The organism is Microcoleus sp. A006_D1 (genome assembly GCF_036702805.1).
GTDB lineage: Bacteria > Cyanobacteriota > Cyanobacteriia > Cyanobacteriales > Microcoleaceae > Microcoleus.
In genome coordinates, this window is sequence record NZ_JAUBVZ010000004.1 from 63000 (window position 1) to 83331 (window position 20332).

The 20332-nt window shown below is 47.3% G+C and carries 11 protein-coding genes; 3 read left to right on the top strand and 8 right to left on the bottom strand.

The genetic code is table 11. The annotated features are described in order from the left end of the window. Positions 1 to 165: 165 nt before the first annotated feature. Together QUB68_RS08570 and QUB68_RS08575 are read right to left on the bottom strand one after the other, a co-directional pair. On the bottom strand, positions 166 to 600 hold the full coding sequence (locus QUB68_RS08570) for a nuclear transport factor 2 family protein (protein WP_332991294.1): 435 nt from the start codon (positions 598 to 600) through the stop codon (positions 166 to 168). Between the two features lie 402 nt (positions 601 to 1002). Next, positions 1003 to 1965, bottom strand: coding sequence for an orange carotenoid protein N-terminal domain-containing protein (locus QUB68_RS08575; RefSeq protein WP_332991296.1), 963 nt, complete (start codon positions 1963 to 1965; stop codon positions 1003 to 1005). Between the two features lie 211 nt (positions 1966 to 2176). Here QUB68_RS08575 and queG point away from each other — a divergent pair, with 211 nt between their 5' ends. Together queG and QUB68_RS08585 are read left to right on the top strand one after the other, a co-directional pair. Further along, entirely contained in the window at positions 2177 to 3145 is a 969-nt protein-coding gene (queG, locus tag QUB68_RS08580) for a tRNA epoxyqueuosine(34) reductase QueG (protein ID WP_332991297.1), read from the top strand. Between the two features lie 243 nt (positions 3146 to 3388). Then, the gene (locus QUB68_RS08585; protein ID WP_332991299.1) at positions 3389 to 4021 is read left to right on the top strand and encodes an HAD-IA family hydrolase; all 633 of its coding nucleotides are present in this window, start codon (positions 3389 to 3391) and stop codon (positions 4019 to 4021) included. A 288-nt stretch (positions 4022 to 4309) separates the two neighbouring features. On the opposite strand, the gene QUB68_RS08590 is transcribed toward QUB68_RS08585, so the two are convergent. Together QUB68_RS08590 and QUB68_RS08595 are read right to left on the bottom strand one after the other, a co-directional pair. Continuing rightward, positions 4310 to 5137 carry an SWIM zinc finger family protein gene (locus QUB68_RS08590; protein WP_332991301.1) on the bottom strand — a complete coding sequence of 276 codons (828 nt, stop codon included), beginning with the start codon at positions 5135 to 5137 and terminating at the stop codon, positions 4310 to 4312. 243 nt (positions 5138 to 5380) lie between these two features. Further along, positions 5381 to 8749, bottom strand: a complete 3369-nt coding sequence (locus QUB68_RS08595) for a DEAD/DEAH box helicase (protein WP_332991303.1) — start codon at positions 8747 to 8749, stop codon at positions 5381 to 5383. Between the two features lie 423 nt (positions 8750 to 9172). Between QUB68_RS08595 and QUB68_RS08600 the strand changes: the two genes are divergently transcribed. Next, positions 9173 to 11320 carry a polyribonucleotide nucleotidyltransferase gene (locus tag QUB68_RS08600; RefSeq protein WP_332991305.1) on the top strand — a complete coding sequence of 716 codons (2148 nt, stop codon included), beginning with the start codon at positions 9173 to 9175 and terminating at the stop codon, positions 11318 to 11320. A gap of 462 nt (positions 11321 to 11782) precedes the next feature. Here QUB68_RS08600 and QUB68_RS08605 read toward each other — a convergent pair whose 3' ends face one another. The 4 genes from QUB68_RS08605 to QUB68_RS08620 form a co-directional block, all read right to left on the bottom strand. Beyond that, positions 11783 to 13006, bottom strand: coding sequence for a Rid family detoxifying hydrolase (locus tag QUB68_RS08605; RefSeq protein ID WP_332991307.1), 1224 nt, complete (start codon positions 13004 to 13006; stop codon positions 11783 to 11785). Positions 13007 to 13207: 201 nt separating this feature from the next. Beyond that, positions 13208 to 13702, bottom strand: coding sequence for a peptide-methionine (R)-S-oxide reductase MsrB (msrB, locus tag QUB68_RS08610; RefSeq protein WP_332991310.1), 495 nt, complete (start codon positions 13700 to 13702; stop codon positions 13208 to 13210). Positions 13703 to 13950: 248 nt separating this feature from the next. Further along, positions 13951 to 19356 (bottom strand): hybrid sensor histidine kinase/response regulator, encoded by a 5406-nt coding sequence (locus tag QUB68_RS08615; RefSeq protein WP_332991312.1) that lies wholly within the window; start codon positions 19354 to 19356, stop codon positions 13951 to 13953. Positions 19357 to 19407: 51 nt separating this feature from the next. Beyond that, complete coding sequence (locus QUB68_RS08620; RefSeq protein WP_332991314.1) at positions 19408 to 20226, bottom strand: HNH endonuclease; 819 nt, start codon at positions 20224 to 20226, stop codon at positions 19408 to 19410. Positions 20227 to 20332 lie beyond the last annotated feature (106 nt).

The following is a 20332-nucleotide window of genomic DNA, read 5'->3' on the forward strand; positions in this document are numbered from 1 at the left end:
ATGCCTGACTTGCCTACAAATACCAAAGAAACCGGGTTTTTATAATTTGATTGCAGTAGCGTTCTTACCAATTAGCAATTAGCAATTAGCAATTAGCAATTAGCCATTACCAATTACCCATTACCAATTAGCAATCTGTACCTCACTCACTTGAGAATTGCTATATTAAACATTAAATTTCTGATGCGGCCGCAGATTTAGCAATTCTTGAGGAGAAGCTAACAGCTTGACCGTGACAGCAAGGATTTGTTGCTGAGAATTTAGCAGGAACAGCCACCCGACATTAACACCAAATGCGGAAGTTTGCACCCGACCGCTGACCTGAACTTCAATTTGGTCATCTTCTAAAATTTGGCTGATACCTTGCTGCGGTTCTAGCTGCATTCCTCGCGCTTCTGTTTTTAGATAAGTGGCGATCGAGCTTTTACCGATAATTGGCTCTTCAAACGGCGCGTGCAGAACTCCGTCCTCAGCAAATAAATTAGCAGTCGCTTCAAAATCGCCCGCGTTTAAAGTTTCAAAATATCGCAGTACCGCTGGCTTTGTGATGCCAGCAATCTTTATAGAGCGAGTTAAAATAGGTCGAGTTGTGGCGGTCATAAAAGAAGTGATTGCAAATGAATGAATATACTCTAATCATTCTCTTTGGCCCAGCAAATCCCTCAAAAGATATAGGTATGGCCTGGAAAATAATTCTCCGAAAAAAAGCAGGAACCTACAGCAATCTCAAATCTCTAATCTCAAATTGTATAAACCCAGACACTTAACTGGTTCCCAGCAGTGCCTGGGAACAGAGGTCTAGAGGCTCTGCCTCGCTTGTTGGAAAAAAGGAGGCAGAGCCTCCGGATCTGCGTTACCAGGCACTGCTGGTAACGAGTAGAACGAGTAGAAAAATTTCAAATCTAAAATATAAAATCCAAAATCTAAAATAATATAAACCCAGACACCTTAAGGCATCTGGGTTTCTGTAGAGTCCTGTTTGGTCAGTCAAACAAGAATATTCTATTTACGCATCAGGTTGAGCAATTCCTTAGGAGAAGCCAACAAGTCGATCGCCACAAAGAAAATTTGACCTTGAGGATCGAGCAAAAACCGCCACGCAATGTTCATACCCACATTCGCGCCGAACCAAGGAGTTTCGACTTTGCCGGTCACTTTCACTTGTCGGTAGCCATCTTCTGCCGGCTCGGATAAACCTTGCTGCGGCATCATTTTCAGTCCGATACACTCTTCCCGCATATAGTTGAGGATAGCTTCGCGACCAACGATCGGCTTTTGGAAAGGAGGTTGCAGAGCACCTTCTTCGGCAAATAAACCGACGGCTGGGGTGAAGTCGAAGGCGTTCATGTAGTCGATGTAGCTGAGCACTGTCTGCTCGCTGATACCCTCAATCTTGGTTTTCACCCGGTCTCCTACAGCGGTGGGAGTGCTGCGGGGGGCCGAGCGTTTGCCGTACTCTTGGCTAAAATCAGGATCGTAGCCCATGTGAACTACGGTGTTGCGAAGTACAGTAATTTGCTGACCTGGATCTAGTTTCTTGATGGTTTCAAGAACTATGGTGGCTTCTGGAGACATTTGATAGCCAGCGGGAATCGGAGCGACAGCGCCCTGTTTCATCAACTGTCCCAACTCGTACCAAAAACCGAGTTTGGTGTTGACGCGCAATGAAGTGTAAATCCGGCCGATCGTGGTGTCGGCGTTGCTGGCGAGGTCAAACATGGTCTTGCTTTGAGCAGCCGGCGACATTTGCTTGATTTCGCTGAGGATGCCTTCGACAAGCGCCATGCTGGCTACTCCTGGAGCTGCTGCGGTGATGGAAATGCCCATTTCGGTGTAGGCATACCAGAGCAGTGCGAGTTGGTCTTCAACGCTGAGTTTGTAGAATGAGTCCGTAGTAGCCGGAACGGCACTAGCAATCTCGGTGTTCGAGAAAATAGATTGAGCTGATTGAATACTAACTGCCATGTGTATACTTTGGGATTCGCTGTTGGTTTTACTTGCGTACTTGAAATGAGCGAATCAAACTCTCCCTTGATTAAAATTATGTAACGTTTTTGACAAATTAGAATTCAAATTTATAAATATAAAGATTTTGAAAGTATTATGAATTTTCGGACAAAATCAGTCTAAATATTAATAGACTTATCGCGCATTTTGTGATATGGTTCCTAATCCAATGAAAATATCAATTAATAGCGATCTCATTAAGCAAAAAGCCCTTGAGTTGGGATTTCACAAAGTCGGGATCGCCTCAGCCGATGCGGATGTCGATCGAGAAAAACAAAGATTGCAGGCTTGGCTGGACAAGGGTTATCAGGCGGATATGGCATGGATGGCTAACCCGAAGCGCCAGGATATTCGATCGCTCGTGCCAGATGTGCAGTCAGTGATATGTGTCGCCATCAACTATTACACGCCTCACCAACGCCCCCCGAATCCCCCGTTTGAGGGCGGGGACGATAAAGCGATCGAGTATGCTAAGATCTCTCGCTACGGCTGGGGACGGGATTATCACAAAATTCTGCACAAAAAATTGAAGCTTTTGGCAAATTGGGTGCGATCGCACGGTGAAGGAATTGAAGCGCGGTATTATGCTGATACCGGGCCGATTCAGGATAAAATGTGGGCGCAGCGGGCGGGGATTGGCTGGATTGCTAAAAATGGTAATGTAATTTCGCGGGAATACGGCTCTTGGGTGTTTTTGGGCGAAATTTTGACTAATCTGGAGTTAGCGCCGGATGCTGCTCATACCCAACATTGCGGTACTTGCACTCGCTGCATCGAGGCGTGTCCCACGGGGGCGATTACTGAGCCTTTTGTCGTGGATGCCGATCGGTGCATAGCGTATCATACGATCGAGAATCGAGCCGAAAAACTCCCCGATGAAATTGCATCTAATTTACAAGGTTGGGTAGCAGGTTGCGACATTTGTCAAGATGTTTGTCCCTGGAATCAGCGATTTGCTAAACCAACTGACGTTGCGGAATTTGAGCCTTATCCTGAAAACATCGCGCCCACACTTGCAGAATTAGCCGAAATTTCCGATGAGGAGTGGAACCGCAGATTTACAGCCTCAGCGCTGCGGCGAATTAAACCTGAAATGCTGCGGCGGAATGCCAAAGCAAATCAAATTAAGAGTCAGTAGTCAGCAGTCAGTGGTGATTAGAACTAATACATTAGACTTGGATTGCACTCATTCCCCAATTATCTTGAAATGCCTCTGCGCTGCATCTCTGTTGCATCTACCTGAAAAAAGCGGTTTCTGTACCAATGAAGAATTTAGGCAATTGCTCGTCTATGATGCAGTAAGTGATTCTCATCCCATCTAAAATCCCAAATCTAAAATCTAAAATAGTATGATTCCCCGTTCCTTATTTGCTATTGTCCCATGACCAAAGTAATTATTTTTGATTTTGACGGTACTTTAGCAGATACAATCAATATTCTTCTGAGCATCACTAACCGTTTGTCAGCAGAATTCGGCTTTAAGTCTGCGACAAAAGAGGAACTCGCTCAACTGAGCAATTTAAATTCTTGGCAAATCCTTAGGTATTCTGGCATTTCTATCTTCAAAGTCCCGCTGCTGATTAGAAAGTTGAAAGCAGAGTTGCGCAGTGAAATTCCCAACATTAAATTATTTTCGGGAATTAAGGAAGTTTTGCTAGAGTTAAAAAAACTTGGCTTTCAACTGGGTATTATTACCTCTAATTCCAGAGAAAATGTCTTAGCATTGCTGGAAATTAACGGTTTGCAAGACAGTTTCACCTTTATTTACTCTGGTTCAACTTTTGGAAAAAATAAAGTTATTGATAGATGGCTAAAAAGAGAGCATATAAATCCTGAAGAAGTCATTTATGTGGGAGATGAAATCCGAGATATAGACGCTGCTAAAAAAACTGGAATTAAGATAATTGCTGTAGGTTGGGGTTTTAATTCTCTGGAGGCTTTGGCTGCACACAATCCCGATTTTTTGATTGAACGCCCCCAGGAATTGATCGAGATTATGAGTAATCTGGGATAAGTGTAAACTTGTGCAAACTAAAATTGCAAAAGTTAAAGTAGTAAAAACTTTGTGTGCAAGCCGATTGAAAAAGTTGATCGAGGCTGATATAAAGGTAGAGGTAGAGGAAGATATTTATTCGATCGCTCAAATAAAGAGGAACAGCAATTAGATCATAAGACTCGGCGGTTGAAACCAGGCCTATACAAACGAAATCGGCCTCCGCGGATTGAAGAAAGTCGGCGGTTGAAACCAGGCCTATACAAACGAAATCCGGATGGTGCGCGGATTGAAGAAAAAATCAATTTTTTAGTCTCCTTCGCCCCGTTTCAGTGCGGCTAAAACTGCTTGCTGGCTAACTGCTTGGTAGATTTTGCTAAATTGCTGCTTCAGCGCGTCAGATGCGGGGGAGGATTTGCTGGCGGTTCCTTTTCCGTCGGTGGTGAGGGGAATTGGGCCTAAAATATCTAAGACTGTTTCGCTGCTGGGCGGCGGCACAATTACGACTAAAGATGATTCTAGCTGCTGGTTGTATTCCCAGAAGCGATCGACCTTGGGCAATTTAGCATTCGCAGTCGGGGAATTTTCGCCAGAGTTGAGTTGGGAATTTTCCTCTGCTTGCGTACCTCGTCTCTGACGGAGTGCGGTCAAGATTTGCTCTTTGGTTCTTCCCCGCATTTGAAACAGTACGAAGGGGTCTTCGCTGAAGCGATCGCCCAATAAGTAGTATACTGCACTGATGTGCTTGCAAGGATTTTTGGGGTCGGGACAGCTACAGCGCGATCGAATATCTGACAAACTTAAGGGAAATAGCGTTTTCCCAGCCGCTGCAAATACATCTTCAATATTGTGCGGCATTTCTCCTGCTAATAGTTTAGCTGAAAAAACTGCTCTTTGCGACATATTTTCAATCACATAATCCCAATCTTCATCAGTTAATGTATCGAGTCCTAAAGAAACTTGATAGGGTTTGGGATCAGTTCCTTGAACTAGGGCGATTACTTCTTGGTTGGGAAATTTAATGCTGAGAACTTTACCTTCGCGGGCGTATTGCCAGCCGCGTTCTAGACGCTTTTTGAAGCGGTAGGTATTGATTAAATCGAGCCACTGTTGTGTCCACCATTCTCTGTCTATCATAAGCGGAAGGAAGTTCGGCAACGGATTTTGTAACGGATGTAACGGATGTAAAAAGGAAGTTCGGCAGCGGATTTTGTAACGGATGTAAGGAAGAAGGAAGAAGGAAGAGGTAAGAAGGTATATATTATCTTATATCCGAACTCAATCAACTCTAATTCTTGTAGGGGCTGATTCACCAATATATATGACACAAACGATCGATCTAGTAAACCGGCCCCGCCCCGGCTGCTACAAACCAATAAATTATTCTTCTTCGGTTTCTATAATAGCATTGCGATCGAGGATTAATAAATTGCGAAGTTGGTCAGTATCGAGTTCAGTGAGCCAGTTTTCCCCCGCGCTGACTACTTGTTCGGCTAAAGCTTTTTTGCTTTCGATCATATCGTGAATTTTCTCCTCTAACGTACCTGTGCAGACAAACTTGTGTACTTGCACGTTGCGGGTTTGGCCGATGCGAAATACGCGGTCAGTGGCCTGATTTTCTACTGCGGGATTCCACCATCTGTCATAGTGGAAAACGTGGGTGGCTCTGGTTAAGTTAAGACCTGTACCGCCCGCTTTTAACGATAATATCATAATCGGTGGGCCTTGCGGATCGTGCTGGAAGCGATCGATCATTTCTTCCCGCTGCTGTTGCTTAATTCCGCCGTACAAGAACAAAACTTCTCGTCCTAAATGCTGTTCCAGATGTGGTTTCAGGAGTTTTCCCCATTCAGCAAATTGAGTAAAAATCAAAGCCCGATCGCCCTCAGCGACAACCTCTTCCAACATTTCCACCAACCGCTGCAATTTCCCCGATTCTTGGCTGTTAATGCTCAATTCTTTCGGCTTAGCTTCTGCTTTCACAAGAGCGGGATGGTTGCAAAGTTGCTTGAGTTTTACCAGCAAAGCCAGAATCATTCCCCGGCGCTGAATACCTTCGGCTGACTCTAAATTAGCGATTGACTCTTCGACTACTTTCTGATATAATGCCGCCTGCCCAGCCGCCAGATTGCAAAATACAGTCATCTCCTGTTTTTCGGGCAAATCTTGGATGATTTCTTTGTCAGTTTTCAGGCGGCGGAGGATGAAAGGCCGAACGAGCGATCGCAAAGTATGCAATGATTCTCTATCGCCATATTTCTCGATCGGAATAGCAAATCGGCGCTGAAAGAAATTGCGCGGCCCCAAATAGCCGGGATTCAGAAATTCCAAAATTGACCACAATTCTTGCAGTCTATTTTCCACCGGAGTTCCCGTCAGCGCAATTCTAAAAGATGCCTCGATTTGCCGCACTGCTTGCGACTGCTTAGCCTCAGAATTCTTAATATTTTGCGCTTCATCTAAAACCAATCCTTGCCATTTAGTGCTTTGAATTTCCTTAGCATCGCGAAACACCAGCGCGTAACTGGTAACTATTAAATCTTTGCCCTTAATTGCCGCCGCAAATGCTTTGCCTTTAGCGCGTTTGTCTCCGTGGTGAACTAACACTTTCAGTGTCGGGCCAAATTTCTTGACTTCGCGCTCCCAATTGCCCAATACTGATGTCGGACAAACCAGTAATGTTGGGGCTTTAAGTGCATTTTCTTCTTGTAAGTGCAGGAGGAAAGTGATTAACTGGATCGTCTTCCCTAGTCCCATATCGTCGGCGAGACAAGCACCCAAACCCCAGCGTTCTAAGAAGGCTAACCAGCCTGCTCCTAGCGCTTGATAAGGCCGCAATTGTCCTCGGAAACTCGCTGGAGTGGCGATCGCACTTACCGCCTGATTATCGCTCAAAGTATTCAACAATTCCTGAAGTTGACCAGTTGCTTCAAAATTCACCACAGGCAACTTTTCAATCATCTGAGAATCGCCAGAGGCCAAACGCAAAGCATCTTCCAAAGAAAGAGTCATTTGCTCTTTGCGACTAGCAAAAAAAGTTTGAGCCGCCCTGACATCGGTTGCGCGCAACTCCACCCACTCGCCGTTAATTTCCACCAAAGGCGAATTCAACTCTACCAATCTCTCAAATTCAGCCTTAGAAATGCGCTGTCCGCCGATCGACAATTCCCACTTAAAATTTAACAGACTTTGCAATCCCAGTCCACCTTTCGCCGGATTCACCTTCGGAGTTTCCGCTTGAATGCTCAAACCCAAACGGCTCGCCCAACCATCAGTATGAGTCAAACTCGGCGGCAAAACAACGCCCAACCCGCTATCAGTAAACCGCCAAGCCACAGACTTGATAAAATTGTAAGCATCTAACGGTTTTAACAGACAAGATTGAGGCCGCTGTGCTTGCAAACTCGGTTCAATGAACGGATAAAGTTTTGAGGCCAAACCCAAGCCGCTGAGCAAAGTTTCTTGAGGTAATTGTATTGTCCGCCCCGCATAATTAAAACTCTCAACGGAGTTGTTCCAAATAGTTCTAGCATCTACCAAAAATTCTGCTTCATCTGCTGCTTGCAAACAATAATTTAAACTCCATTCTACCTTACCAGGCGCTGGCGGGATGAGTTGAAAACAAGTGCGAAATAGACTTTGTTGAGATAGTGCATTTTGCAGCGGCGCACTCCAAGCATTCAGCTTGGTTGCCAATTTTTCCAAGGCTGCTGATTCTACTTGCACAATTCCAGATTCCTGCTGCAAAGCTTGCAGCCATTCGCGGGTTGGAGAAACAGTTTTGATATCTAAATTTGACCCAATAGCCGTTAGCGCAGCCCTCGAAGAGGATCGCACTTCACAATCTACCACACTACTCAAAAACCCCAACACCAACTCCTGGGCCCCCACAGGCAAATCCACCGCCAAAGCCCATACCTTCCTCGCTACCGAACTTCCATCTCTTAAATCCGTCACATCCGCTAAATCCGCTACAAAATCCGCTGCCAATCTTCCATCCGTTAAATCCGTTACAGAACCCGCTACCGAACTCTTTTGATATGTTCGACAAGCCGTCGGCATTTGCTTAGAAAAAGTAGCGAGACGGAGAATATCAGTAGAACTATCTAACAAAGGTTGCCATTTAGCAATAGCAGAACCATCCGATAGTTGCTCCAAAGCTGGCAAAAATTTGCATCTCGCCAACAAATCCAAACTCCACCTAGCCACATGAGACCAAAAACGCAAATCAGAACCGACAAAAGAGTCAGTTTCTGTGCTATTAAGCGGCAATGATTGCAAAAAAACAAAAGCTGCTTGAGGATTAAGTAAATAGCCCTCAACTTGCCAAGGATAAAGATAAATTTCCTCAGTTTGGGCCGGTTCTGAGAGTGCGGCTGCTGAGTGCTGCGGCATGATAGTTGCGTTGTCTGCCGAGATTTGGGTGGGAAGTGCGATCGCCCGAACTTGCCTCATAACCGATAAATTTTCCGTAGGAAGGGCTGCCGCCGTCGTTTTGGCGGGTCGCCTAGTTTTCTTACTTTTCTCCTGAATCTCTGCGGTTTCGGGTAATTGCCAGTTTAGTTTGCCCGACTGCTGCAAGGAACTTAGGAAAATCTTAAATTCAGCTTCCGTCATTGCCAAGGGATGCTGTAGACTTATCGCTGATTCAACGATATCGATCGCCCCAATTTTCCGCCAAGTTTCTCCCCAAATAAATAAGCCACTTTTTTCTTGTTCTAATAACCAACTACCGTGTAAAATTGCCATTTTTTTATCCTGATTTTTTAGTGATTGCGATATTTACTACAGCTTTTTTAGAAGATTTATTAATATTTTTTTTGATAACGAACCGCAGAGTACGCAAATAACGGAGTCATCAGTCATGAGAAATAATTATCCATTACCGATTACCAATTACCGATTACCAATTACCGATTACCAATTACCAGTTTCCCAAATCGAAAATTCATCGTACCATCTATGGAAGGCGTTTGGCGGGAGATCGACCGGAGAATCGACCCGACGATCAGGCCCAAAACAATCAAAGAGTATAAATGCTTACAATCGAGGCGCTGACAGTCGATCGCCCACCAATTATCCCTCTCTTTTGGCCTCGGACTCTCAAACATCCTGTGGTAATGCTACGATCCCGACAGAGAAAGAATGTGGTAGATAAGGAAGCAGTCCTAAATGGTAGAGATAGACAAGTCAATATCCTTCGATGGACGGGATATTAGATTGAAGATTGGTTTACTGGCGCCTCAAGCAGGCGGTGCAGTGTTGATTCAGTCGGGTGACACGGCGGTTTTAGTGACGGCGACTCGATCGCAGGGGAGAGAAGGAATTGATTTCCTGCCCCTGTTGGTGGATTACGAAGAGAGACTCTACGCTGGCGGTAAAATTCCCGGTGGATTTTTGCGCCGGGAAGGGCGTCCCCCAGAAAAAGTGACTTTGACTGGCCGTTTGATCGATCGCCCGTTGCGCCCGCTATTCCCAAGCTGGTTGCGAGATGACATCCAAGTCGTAGCAACAACGCTGTCGATGGACGAACAAGTACCCCCAGACGTTCTGGCGGTAACAGGCGCTTCCGTAGCGATTCTGCTGGCGAAAATGCCGTTTTACGGCCCGATGGCAGCAGTGCGAGTCGGTTTGGTAGGGGACGATTTCATCATCAACCCAACCTACAGCGAAATCAAAGAAGGCGAGTTGGATCTCGTGGTAGCCGGTTCTCCTGACGGAGTAATCATGGTGGAAGCCAGCGCTAACCAATTGCCCGAACAGGATATCATCGAGGCGATCGACTTCGGCTATGAAGCAGCCTGTGACTTGATTCAAGCCCAGCGCGAAATCATGGCAGAATTGGGCATCGATTTCGTGGTAGAGGAACGCCCACCGCAAGATTTCGCCCTCGAAAACTTCATTCGCGATCGCGCCCAAGAGCCCATCCGCATCATTTTGTCAAGATTTGAAAAAGACAAAGCAATACGGAATGCAGCTTTGGACGAAGTTAAGGCAAATGCAGTCGAATCTGCGATCGCCGAACTTGCCGAAGACGATCCGATCAAAGTAGCCGCCACCAGCAAGACAATTGGCAGCGTTTTCAAAGACGTTACCAAAAAAATGATGCGGAAGCAAATCATCGAAGATGGCGTTCGTGTAGACGGCCGCAAGCTAGACGAGGTGCGCTCCGTTTCTTGTCGCGTAGGCGTGCTGCCGTCGCGAGTACACGGCTGTGCGTTGTTCAATCGTGGGTTAACCCAAGTCTTGTCCGCAGCTACCCTGGGAACCCCGGGCGATGCCCAAGATTTAGGAGACGACTTGCACCCGCAGCAAGACAAACGCTACTTGCATCACTACAATTTCCCGCCATTTTCCGTGGGAGAAACTAAGCCGATGCGATCGCCCGGACGCCGAGAAATTGGTCACGGAGCCCTCGCAGAACGCGCTTTGCTACCCGTTTTGCCATCCAAAGAAGATTTCCCCTACGTGATTCGCGTAGTTTCCGAAATCCTCTCTTCCGACGGTTCAACATCAATGGGTTCAGTTTGCGCCTCAACGCTAGCATTAATGGATGCAGGCGTTCCCATTTCCCAACCCGTCAGCGGCGCGGCAATGGGCTTAATTAAAGAAGGCGATGAAGTCCGAATTTTGACTGACATTCAGGCAATTGAAGACTTTTTAGGCGACATGGACTTCAAAGTAGCCGGTACCGACACCGGAATTACTGCTTTGCAAATGGACATGAAAATCAAAGGTTTGCCCTTAGATGTAATTGCCACAGCCATCCGCCAAGCCAAACCCGCCAGACTGCACATTTTAGAAAGAATGCTGTCAACTATCGACACTCCCCGCAAGGAAATGTCGCAGTTTGCACCGCGTTTGTTAACGCTGAAAATCGATCCAGAATTCATCGGTTTGGTAATTGGGCCTGGTGGCAAAACAATCAAAGCCATCACCGAAGAAACCGGTGTCAAGATTGACATCGAAGACGACGGAACCGTGACAATTGCTGGTAACGACAGCGAAAAAGCTCAGCGGGCTTACAACATTGTCCTAGGCATGACGCGCAAGTTGAATGCTGGAGATGTGTATGTCGGCCGCGTAACTCGAATTATTCCGATCGGCGCTTTCGTCGAAATTCTGCCAGGAAAAGAAGGAATGATTCACATTTCCCAGTTAGCGGATTACCGTGTTGGGAAAGTGGAAGACGAGTTAGCTGTGAATGATGAAGTGATTGTCAAAGTGCGAGAAATTGACAATAAAGGTCGAATTAATTTGACCCGTTTGAACATTCATCCTGACGAAGCGGTTGCCGCTCGTGAAGCGTTGAATAAGTAGTTTATGGTTGGTAATTGGTAATTGCTCAAAAGTAATTGCTAATTGCTAATTTCTCAGTGGTAATTAGTAATTGCTAGCAGGTAATTGCTAATTGCTAATTAAGATTCAATCCGGTTGTTGCGGGTTGATTTGGGTGTAGAGTGCGCGACAGCGACAGATCAATTGCGATCGGCTGTGGGAGTTAAGACAGTCGCGCACTTTACCCTTCGATTTCTAGAATCTCCGTGCTAAGATTTTGACAGATAAGCTGTTTTGTATTTAGGTTTAACTTTTTGGGCGATGCTCAGAGCAACGGCCCACAAGAGTTTTAAGAAAAAAGATTTTGAAAATTAGATGCGCGCCAGTCGCGGTTTCAACCGCCGAGTCCCATCTTTATTTCTTCAGTCCGCGGAGGCGGACATCGTTTGTGTAGACGCGGTTTCAACCGCCGAGTCTTATTGCCGAAGATTCAGGCTGCCGAGTTTAAATAACAGCAATACAATCAATCTCCACCAACACATCCTTCGGCAAACGAGCAACTTCCACACAAGCGCGCGCCGGTGCAGTTTCCGCATCAAAATATTTCGCATAAACCGCATTCACGGCGGCAAAATCATTCATATCCTTGAGAAAAACCGTAGTTTTTACCACATCCAACCAAGTAGCGCCGGCTTCTGTGAGAATCGCTTCGAGATTTGCCATGACTTGTTCGGTTTGCTTGGCCACGTCGTCGGTGTAGACGATATCGTTTAGTCGAATGTCGATCGCAATTTGGCCAGCTACAAACAGCATAGTGCCCGTTGCGGCGATCGCTTGATTGTAAGGGCCAACCGGTGCGGGTGCTTTGTCAGTACGAATAATTTTGCGAGTCATATAAGTCACTTTTTGGGATAAATTTTCGGAGGATTCCGGTTTGTAAAATTCTCCATCGGGCATGATTGTACCAGTGAAGTCTGCATCCTTGATGTTCATACCATAAGTATTGGCATCAGTCAAATCTGCTCTCTTAAGCTTAGCACCCTCCAGATTAGCTCGCATCAAATTAGCTCTTTGAAGACCTGTCCTCTCTAAATTTGCACCCTGCAAACAAGCGTTTCTCAGATTTATTGCTATCAATTCTGCTCCAGCTAAATCGGCTTCTGCTAGATTGATACCAGACAAGTCCTTTTGAGACAAATTCACACCGCGCAGCTTTGCTCCCTGAAGATTAGTATCTTTGATTGTTAAGCCAGTTATATCTGCCCGACTTAAGTCTGCTTCAGTCAAGTTTGCTTGAGTCAGGTTTGCACTGTTAAGTTTAGCTCTACTCAAACACACTTCAATCAAGGATGCTTCCGTGAAGTTTGCACCAGTTAGTTGGGCATCACTTAGGTTGGCTTCATTCAAGTTGGCATTACTAAAATTAGCAGAATTCAAATTGGCTTTAGTCAAATCAGCACCGTACAAATCTGCATCAGTGAAGTTTGCAGAAGAAGCTGCTACTAACCCGCTCAAATTTGCACCTGTCAGAGATGCCTTGGTGAGATTTGTACTATTAAGCGTTGCTCCGGTTAGGTTTGCCTCATTCAACTCGGCTGCTGTCAAGTTTGCAGAGCTTAAGTTTATCCCACTTAAGTCAGCACCTTTGAGGTCTACACCTCTGAGCATAGCCGACTGAAAATTTCGTTCACCTTTGGCATATCTTTCTAAAAGTTCTTCAGCGTCCATTCATAACCTCGATCGCCCTTTCGTCCCAAAAATCACTATACCATCCGCACGAATCCGCGTGCACCCGCCATTTTGCGCGTCGATAATTATGGGATTCCACACCCAGCGACGTTGTGCAAGAAACCGGGTTTCTACGAGAATTTAAGCATCCTCACCGAGATTTACGCAGAAACCCGGTTTCTTTGTCGCAGTGAAAGAACCTCAGCCAGCAATAAACTTCATAGCAACACCATTCATGCAGTAGCGTTTGCCAGTAGGTGCAGGGCCATCATCAAATACATGACCCAAATGCCCGCCGCAGCGACGGCAATGCACTTCAATTCTAGTCCCAAACAGCGAATTATCCACAGAAGTGGCGATCGCCCCTTTGATCGGATCAGAAAAACTCGGCCAACCAGTACCGCTATCAAATTTAGTTTGCGACGCATAAACTGGCAAATTACACCCAGCACACGCATAAATCCCCTTCCCATATTGCTTATCGAGAATGCTAGTATGAGAGCGTTCAGTGCCATGTTTTCGCAACACATCAAACTGTGCCGGAGTCAAAAGTTTGCGCCACTCTGCCTCAGTTTTAGTAACTTCAAAAACACCCTTAGAAGCAGCCATAACATCTGAATTTCCAGGCAAACAGGACGATAACCATCCCATGCTTACTGTTGCTAGACCAGCTTTCAAAAATAATCGTTTTTTCATGATAGATATTCCACTTCTTGCTAATTAACTACATTATGACTTATATTATATCCGATGGATTAACATAACAAAAACGGTTCGTAGTGCGGACTTTAGTCCGCAATAAGAGCGGACTAAAGTCCGCACTACGAACCTTACTTATTGCGGTAAATCGTCGCTCACAAATGCTGTAATCGATCGCCATATAATACAAGTCCTGTGAGGACTTTAATCCTCACAGAACTCATACCCCTTCAAACATCACCTACCTATACAACAGCCGGAGCACCAACAACCTCACCCTTCAACATCCGAGCAGCAGCATCCATCAATTGCTCCTCCAAATAAGGCTTAGTAAAATAGCCCTTCGCGCCCAAACCGTAAGCCATTTGGCGGTGTCTGTCAGCACCGCGAGAAGTTAGCATCGCGATCGGCAATTCACACAAAACCGCATCCTTCTGCATCCGAGAAAGTAGCTCCAAACCATCCATTCTCGGCATCTCAATATCGCAAAACACGATATCGCAAGGCAAACCGGATTTCATCTTTTCCCAAGCCTCCTTACCGTCGCGAGCCTCCTCAACCCGGTAGCCAGCTTTCTCAAAAGTAATCGACAAGAGCGATCGCACCGTAATCGAATCGTCAACAATCAGCACAGTTGGCTCAGTTTTCTCCTCAGCAGCCTCCGCAGCAGCCCGATCGCCGCTCTCATCCCAAAGCGTACCGCCAGCTTCCTTTTGCAGCCTTCCCGTAGCCAAATCGATCAATTCCAGAACATCGGCAATTGCCACAATCCGGCCATCCCCGAGCACCGTAGCACCCGCAATCCCGATCGGCTTCGGCACAGGCCCCTCCAACTGCTTGATCACGATTTCCTGTTCCGTCGAAACCTGATCCACCTGCACCGCCAAGAAATTCCCAGCAGACCGCAGCACGATCACCGAAATCATGTCATCGTCAGTATTAAACCCGTAAACGCTGCCCCGGCCCAAATGGCGGTTGTAAGCCAGCAAATCCCGCAGGGGCCGGAACGGCAAAATCGTACCGCGCCACTCAATACAGGGCAAACCGTCCACACCCGTCGTCACCTGATCGCGGGGCACGTCGATCATGTCCTCCACCCCGTCCATCGGGAAAGCAATCCTTGCTCGATCGCTAATGCAAGTCAGAGCCTTAGAAATGCTCAACACCAGAGGCAAACGGATGGTAAATACAGTACCTTTGCCGATCGTAGAATCAATCCCCACAGTCCCCCGAATCTCCTGCAACGAAGTCCGCACCACATCCATACCAACCCCGCGGCCCGCGTACTCCGTCGCCTGTTCCTGAGTGCTGAAACCCGGCATAAACAGCAAATCGTAAACTTCCGAACGCGACATCCTCTGAGCTTGAGGCGCAGTCAACAAACCCTGCTTAATCGCCTTCGCCTTCACCTTTTGCGGGTCAATGCCCGCCCCATCATCAGAAACCGAAATCACCGTTTGATTCCCTTGGTGGAAAGCCCGAATCGTAATCCTGCCCATCGCAGACTTTCCGGCCGCCAGACGCACTTCCGGCGGTTCGATGCCGTGGGTAATCGCATTGTTCACCAAGTGAGTCATCGGGTCATAAAGCTGATCCACAATCATCTTGTCGATCAAAATATCCTTACCCTCAACCTGCAACTGAGCCTGCTTCCCGCACTTGATCGCAACTTCCCGCACCGCGCGGAACAGCCTGTCAGTCGTCTCCGCAAACGGCTTCATCCGGGCGCGAGTCAAACCTTCTTGCAGTTGAGTCGTGACTTGGCGCAATTGGCGAGTCACCTGATCCGCCTCATCCACCAAAAACTCAATGTCTGCTGCCGACTCCCGCACTCGCACAATCAGCTCAATAATTTCTTGTGCCAAACTGTGGAAAGGAGTAAACCTGTCCATTTCCTCCGGTCTCCAGGCACTTTCCCGGCTGTGGGATGACTCTTCATTGCGCCAGGGCGATCGATGTCCTTGGCGGTTTGCCAGCAAAGCAATCTCCAAAAGACTCCGCTCGTAGAAATCCTGAGTCCGCTGGCTGACATCGCTCAGCAGCGTCACCTGGTGCAGCAAATTGTCCAAAAACTGCCGCATCCGTTCTTGGTCTTGCTCCAAACTGTTGCGGTTGACTACCAGTTCCCCCATCAAATTGCTGAGGTTGTCCAGTTGCTTGACCGGCACCCGCATCGTCTGGTCGCCAAAGCCGCCCGCGCGGGCATTTCGCCTCGATCTGTTGAGCGCCGACGGCCCGATATTAGCTTCCCCTTGGCGGCCGCCCCCATCCCTGGAATCTTCTAGCAGTTTTTCAAGATCGCCAAATTCGTCGTCACTTTCTTCAGCAGTGGGGGGCGAAGCAATGCTGGGGGCAATGCTTGCAGTTGTCCCCGTTAGCGAAGCCCTCGAAGAGGATCGCCCTTGAATTTCCGGCATCGTGGCGCTCTCGCTCAGGAGTTCTTCGAGATCGGAGAATACTTCTGTAGTCACTGGAGTTTGATTTGTGCCGATCGATGCGGCGATCGCCGCTCCTGCGCCCCCTGCAATTAACAGAGCTTCTAAATCGTCAAAATTGCTTTCAGCATCTTCTGAGCCGGATACTGCACTGCCAAAGAAATCTGCCAGGGATTCTTCTGATTCTTCTGGTTCTTCTGGTTCTTCTAACCCTGAGATATCTTGTTCCAGAGATGAATCATCAGTGTCCCACAAGCCCGATGTCAGTTCCGAAGTCGCCAGAGTCCCAGCATCCATCGAATCCAATAAATCATCAAAACCCTCCAATTCTTCAGTGTTCAGAGTCGCCCCAGTTTCTAGAGCAGCAAGCATTTCAGCATCGCCATCAAACATATTCTCCAGAGATTCGGCAGACAGCGCTTCTAAATCCCCAGCAGCAAAATCTGTTTCCAGCGCCTCAAACAAGTCATCCTCGCCACTCGACTCTGTGGCGGTTTCCGCGGACTCGAGTCGATCGAACAAATCCGCAGCTTCGGCATCGAACAAACTCTCAGTTTCAGGAGCAGACGATTCCTGCAAATCAACAGTAGAGCCGGCATCCGCAGGCGATAGAACCTCTTCCCCGAACATATCCTCTAATAAATCGAAAGTGTTGCTATCAGACTCGACACTTCGGCTGCGCTCCGTGGAATTTTCCGCATCCGAACCAAAGGGCTCGGCCCCAAGTTCAAATCCTGCCAAATCCGTCAAACCTGCGTCGGAAACTGCCGACGCCGACGAGTTCGAGAACCAACTCCCCAAGTCGTCCTCAAACGCTGGATCGCCGGCACTCGGCAACTCTGCATCCCCATCTAAATTCAGCCAATCGCCATTGTTCTGCCCGGAAGCTTCTCCGTCATACTCGGTACCTGTGGGGACAGAACCGAACAGCTCAGCCAAATCTGCCGCTTCTTGGGAAGTAGCGCCCCCGGGCGGCTTCGCTGGCGCTGTTTCTTCATCCTCAGAAATCGGGCCCGAGGTGATGTCGCCAAACAGCGCATCTAAATCAGTATCTTCTAGTTCTAGGTTGGCTGATGGCATAGACTCGTCTTCTGTACCGAAAGCATCTTCTAGCCAATTGCTATCCGATGAGATGTCTAATTCTGAATTTATGGCACTCTTAAAAACGCTGTCAATTTCTGCGTTTTGTGAGTTGCGAGCAGTTAAATTGCGATCGCCCCTACTCTCTCCACTTTCGTTTTCCGATCTCAGGAAACCTGAAGAGATGTTCAACAGTTCGCTCAAATCCGAATCTTCGCCCAGCTCCGACAGCAACTCAAAGTCATCTATTTCCGGCAGGGTGAGTGCTTCGACATCTTCCGAATCATCGTTGTTGCCGCTAAACGCTGGCTCCGCATCTCCTGTATCGAAACCTTCTGGGTTGAGAGCATAGTTGTCAGAAGAATTTGCCGGTACCCTTGCTGTGGTTTCTTCTAAGTCGCCGAACAGGTTGTCAAAATCGGGATTTTCTTCTGTAAATACCGCAGAAGTTTGGGCTGCCACTTCGTCTAACAGTGTGCCCAGAGCATCTTCTTCAGCTTGCCTTTTGGTAAGTTCCATGGTTTTTTCTCGCTGCTCTAAGCGCCCCCTGTGAGACATTTCAAGTTTTTTGGAAGTTGGGGCCAGTCTGAAACTGAGATTTTCCCGATCGGTCGAGGATACCGAAATGTCTGATTTGCTGGGGGCGAGCAAATCCTCTCCGAACAAATTTGTGAAGTCGTCAATAGCAGGCGCTGTGCCGATTTCCGAATTTTCTACCGAGTATTCGTCAAACAACAAATCAGTAAAATCGCCAGAATTGTCATCGTCAGAAAACCGCATTCCCCCCGCCGGCATTCTCGAAGATTGCGCATAGTCAAGGTCTTCTTCTTCTTCCCAAGCGCCGTCGAGATCCGGGGATTCCCCGTCGAACAAATCAGCTAATGTATTGAGTTCGGCTGCGCCCACTTCCGGGCCCGTGCGGGTTGAGGTTCTGAAACTACCTGTATCTATGTCAGATTCTCCGAACCCCGGGGAATCATCGAACTGGGGCGATTCCCTACGGGATAGCTGCGCCGCGCGTCCCCTGCCGTAATCGTCGTTCTCGCTGCCGTCGAGTTGTTCAAACAGCTCATCTATGCTCAGCCCTGAAATTGTCGGCAGCATTTGTTCTCCCGCCCCGGAATCGTTGAGCCTCCTCATATCCCACGCTGAATCTTCGAGAGAAACCACTTTTGCTGCTGAGGTACTGGGTTGAGCGAATGCCAACAAATCTTCAAAGTCGGTTTCAGCGGCCACAACAGCGGGCAGCAGCGTCAGAAGTTTGGCGCCCGGCGCGATCGACCTTTCTTGACCCGCAAGTACCTGCTCCTGAGCTTGTTTAATCTCTTTAATTACTGTTGGGGCTAGGGTGCGGTAGGTATTCGCTGAGTTGGCGATCGACTTTTCTACAACTTCCATCAACTCTATCCAGCGCGGCAAATCAAACTCTTCCCCCGCCATTTTCAAATTTCGACAAATGCTCTTGAGCTGGCGCCTGCTTTCTGGCCCCTCCGGCTGTTTAAACTCTTGCAGCATTTCCCGCATCCTCGCCGGCACATCCGAATCAAATACTAGAGAAAGCGCGTTTTCTTCTCTTGAAGAAGCATTGTCTGGTGCGTAAACAGACCCCGAGTCCGCAAAACTCATCGATGAATTAAACACCCCCACTCCCATCCCCGCCAGAACTTGTTGGGGTAATGGCAGCGGGCCGCTCTCATCTGCATCGTGTCCCGTGTGTCCCACGAGTCCCCCCAAATGCCCGTTAAGCTCTTCAAATACCGGTTCTAATTCTCGAACCATCTGCTCTCCCAATTCCTCTGTCAGCCCAAAAGGCCCTGACAGTTGCTCTAACAGCCCTTGCAACGTGTCAAAAATTCGCAGGAACAGAGACTCTAGCTGTTGGTCTACCTTAACGCTGCACTCTTTTAAAACCTTAAAACTATCTTCTAGTCGGTGAGCTGTTTGCTGAATGCTGGTCAGCCCCAGCATTGCCGCTCCTCCCTTCACAGAATGAGCCGCCCTAAATACTTCGTTGACCAGTTCTGGGTCTTCGATCGTAGTTTGCAGGTTCAGCAAGCCTTGTTCGATCGTATTGAGGTGGTCTTTTGCCTCCTCAATAAAGTAGCCCATAATCCTCTGTTGTTGTTCCGGCAGCATATTTTTATTCCTGATTTTAATCGTTATTGTATTGGGTCTATTTTAGTAGTCTTAGAGAATATCTCTGTAAATCTCTCCCCTTGACAACAGAATAATCTGACTGCGAGATATTGCAAATGTCCTAGCTATTTCTGCTTTCGATATCCCCTCACCTAAAAGATAGCGAATCTGCTGCACCTGTTCGGGTTTTAGCTTCCGTTTAGGGCCTATCTTGCCAGGAACGAAAGGAAAGCGGTTTTTTTCTATAGAATCGCGGGAGTTATCGGCGGGAGTTCCTTCCCACAAATGGTCAGGATTCACACAACCGCGATCGTCGCAACTGTGACAAGCAAAATAACCCGGTTTGATCGATCTTCCCAGTTTATCTTCAAGTACAAGTCTGTGGGGATAAAAACTTTTTGTTTTGCCATTAACTTTAGTACCCTTAATGGCGTAACCATCACTTCTTTTAGCCAAGATACAAATCATGCAACCATTGGGCTGTATTTCAGCCCGAATACCAGGAATTATTTCTACGCCTCGCAGTTGTTTTTGAGGTTTAGGAGCAGATGTGCTTCCTACATCTTTAATTCGTTTTTTTTTAAACCTATCTTGAGAATTTTCTAGTCGAGAACCTTCCCATAAATGATTAGGATTAATGCAGTTCCGAACATCACAAGTATGGCAAGAAAAGTATTCTGATCTAATCGGACGACCTAAGATATTCTCTAATACTAAACGGTGAACTGTAAGCGTTTTCCATTCACCGTTAATCCGAAGTCTTTTGTTAGCATAGCCACTGCTAGATTTGGTGAGAGTAGAGATAATACAGCCCGTCGGCTGAATCTCACCAAATATACCAGGAATAACCTCTACTATGTTATTGTTCATCTGTACAACTCCTAGTTTGTTTAGGTGCTGGATTAGCATCCCCGCAGCGGTTTCAAGACTGCGAGGTTGCTTTTTGTTTGCCATTATTGCCACACTACTGTGCTTG

Excerpts from the sequence above, each read along its gene's own strand:
- QUB68_RS08570 (WP_332991294.1), bottom strand. The coding sequence starts at position 600 with ATGACCGCCACAACTCGACCTATTTTAACTCGCTCTATAAAGATTGCT.
- QUB68_RS08575 (WP_332991296.1), bottom strand. The coding sequence starts at position 1,965 with ATGGCAGTTAGTATTCAATCAGCTCAATCTATTTTCTCGAACACCGAG.
- queG (WP_332991297.1), top strand. The coding sequence starts at position 2,177 with ATGAAAATATCAATTAATAGCGATCTCATTAAGCAAAAAGCCCTTGAG.
- QUB68_RS08585 (WP_332991299.1), top strand. The coding sequence starts at position 3,389 with ATGACCAAAGTAATTATTTTTGATTTTGACGGTACTTTAGCAGATACA.
- QUB68_RS08590 (WP_332991301.1), bottom strand. The coding sequence starts at position 5,137 with ATGATAGACAGAGAATGGTGGACACAACAGTGGCTCGATTTAATCAAT.
- QUB68_RS08595 (WP_332991303.1), bottom strand. The coding sequence starts at position 8,749 with ATGGCAATTTTACACGGTAGTTGGTTATTAGAACAAGAAAAAAGTGGC.
- QUB68_RS08600 (WP_332991305.1), top strand. The coding sequence starts at position 9,173 with ATGGTAGAGATAGACAAGTCAATATCCTTCGATGGACGGGATATTAGA.
- QUB68_RS08605 (WP_332991307.1), bottom strand. The coding sequence starts at position 13,006 with ATGGACGCTGAAGAACTTTTAGAAAGATATGCCAAAGGTGAACGAAAT.
- msrB (WP_332991310.1), bottom strand. The coding sequence starts at position 13,702 with ATGAAAAAACGATTATTTTTGAAAGCTGGTCTAGCAACAGTAAGCATG.
- QUB68_RS08615 (WP_332991312.1), bottom strand. The coding sequence starts at position 19,356 with ATGCTGCCGGAACAACAACAGAGGATTATGGGCTACTTTATTGAGGAG.
- QUB68_RS08620 (WP_332991314.1), bottom strand. The coding sequence starts at position 20,226 with ATGAACAATAACATAGTAGAGGTTATTCCTGGTATATTTGGTGAGATT.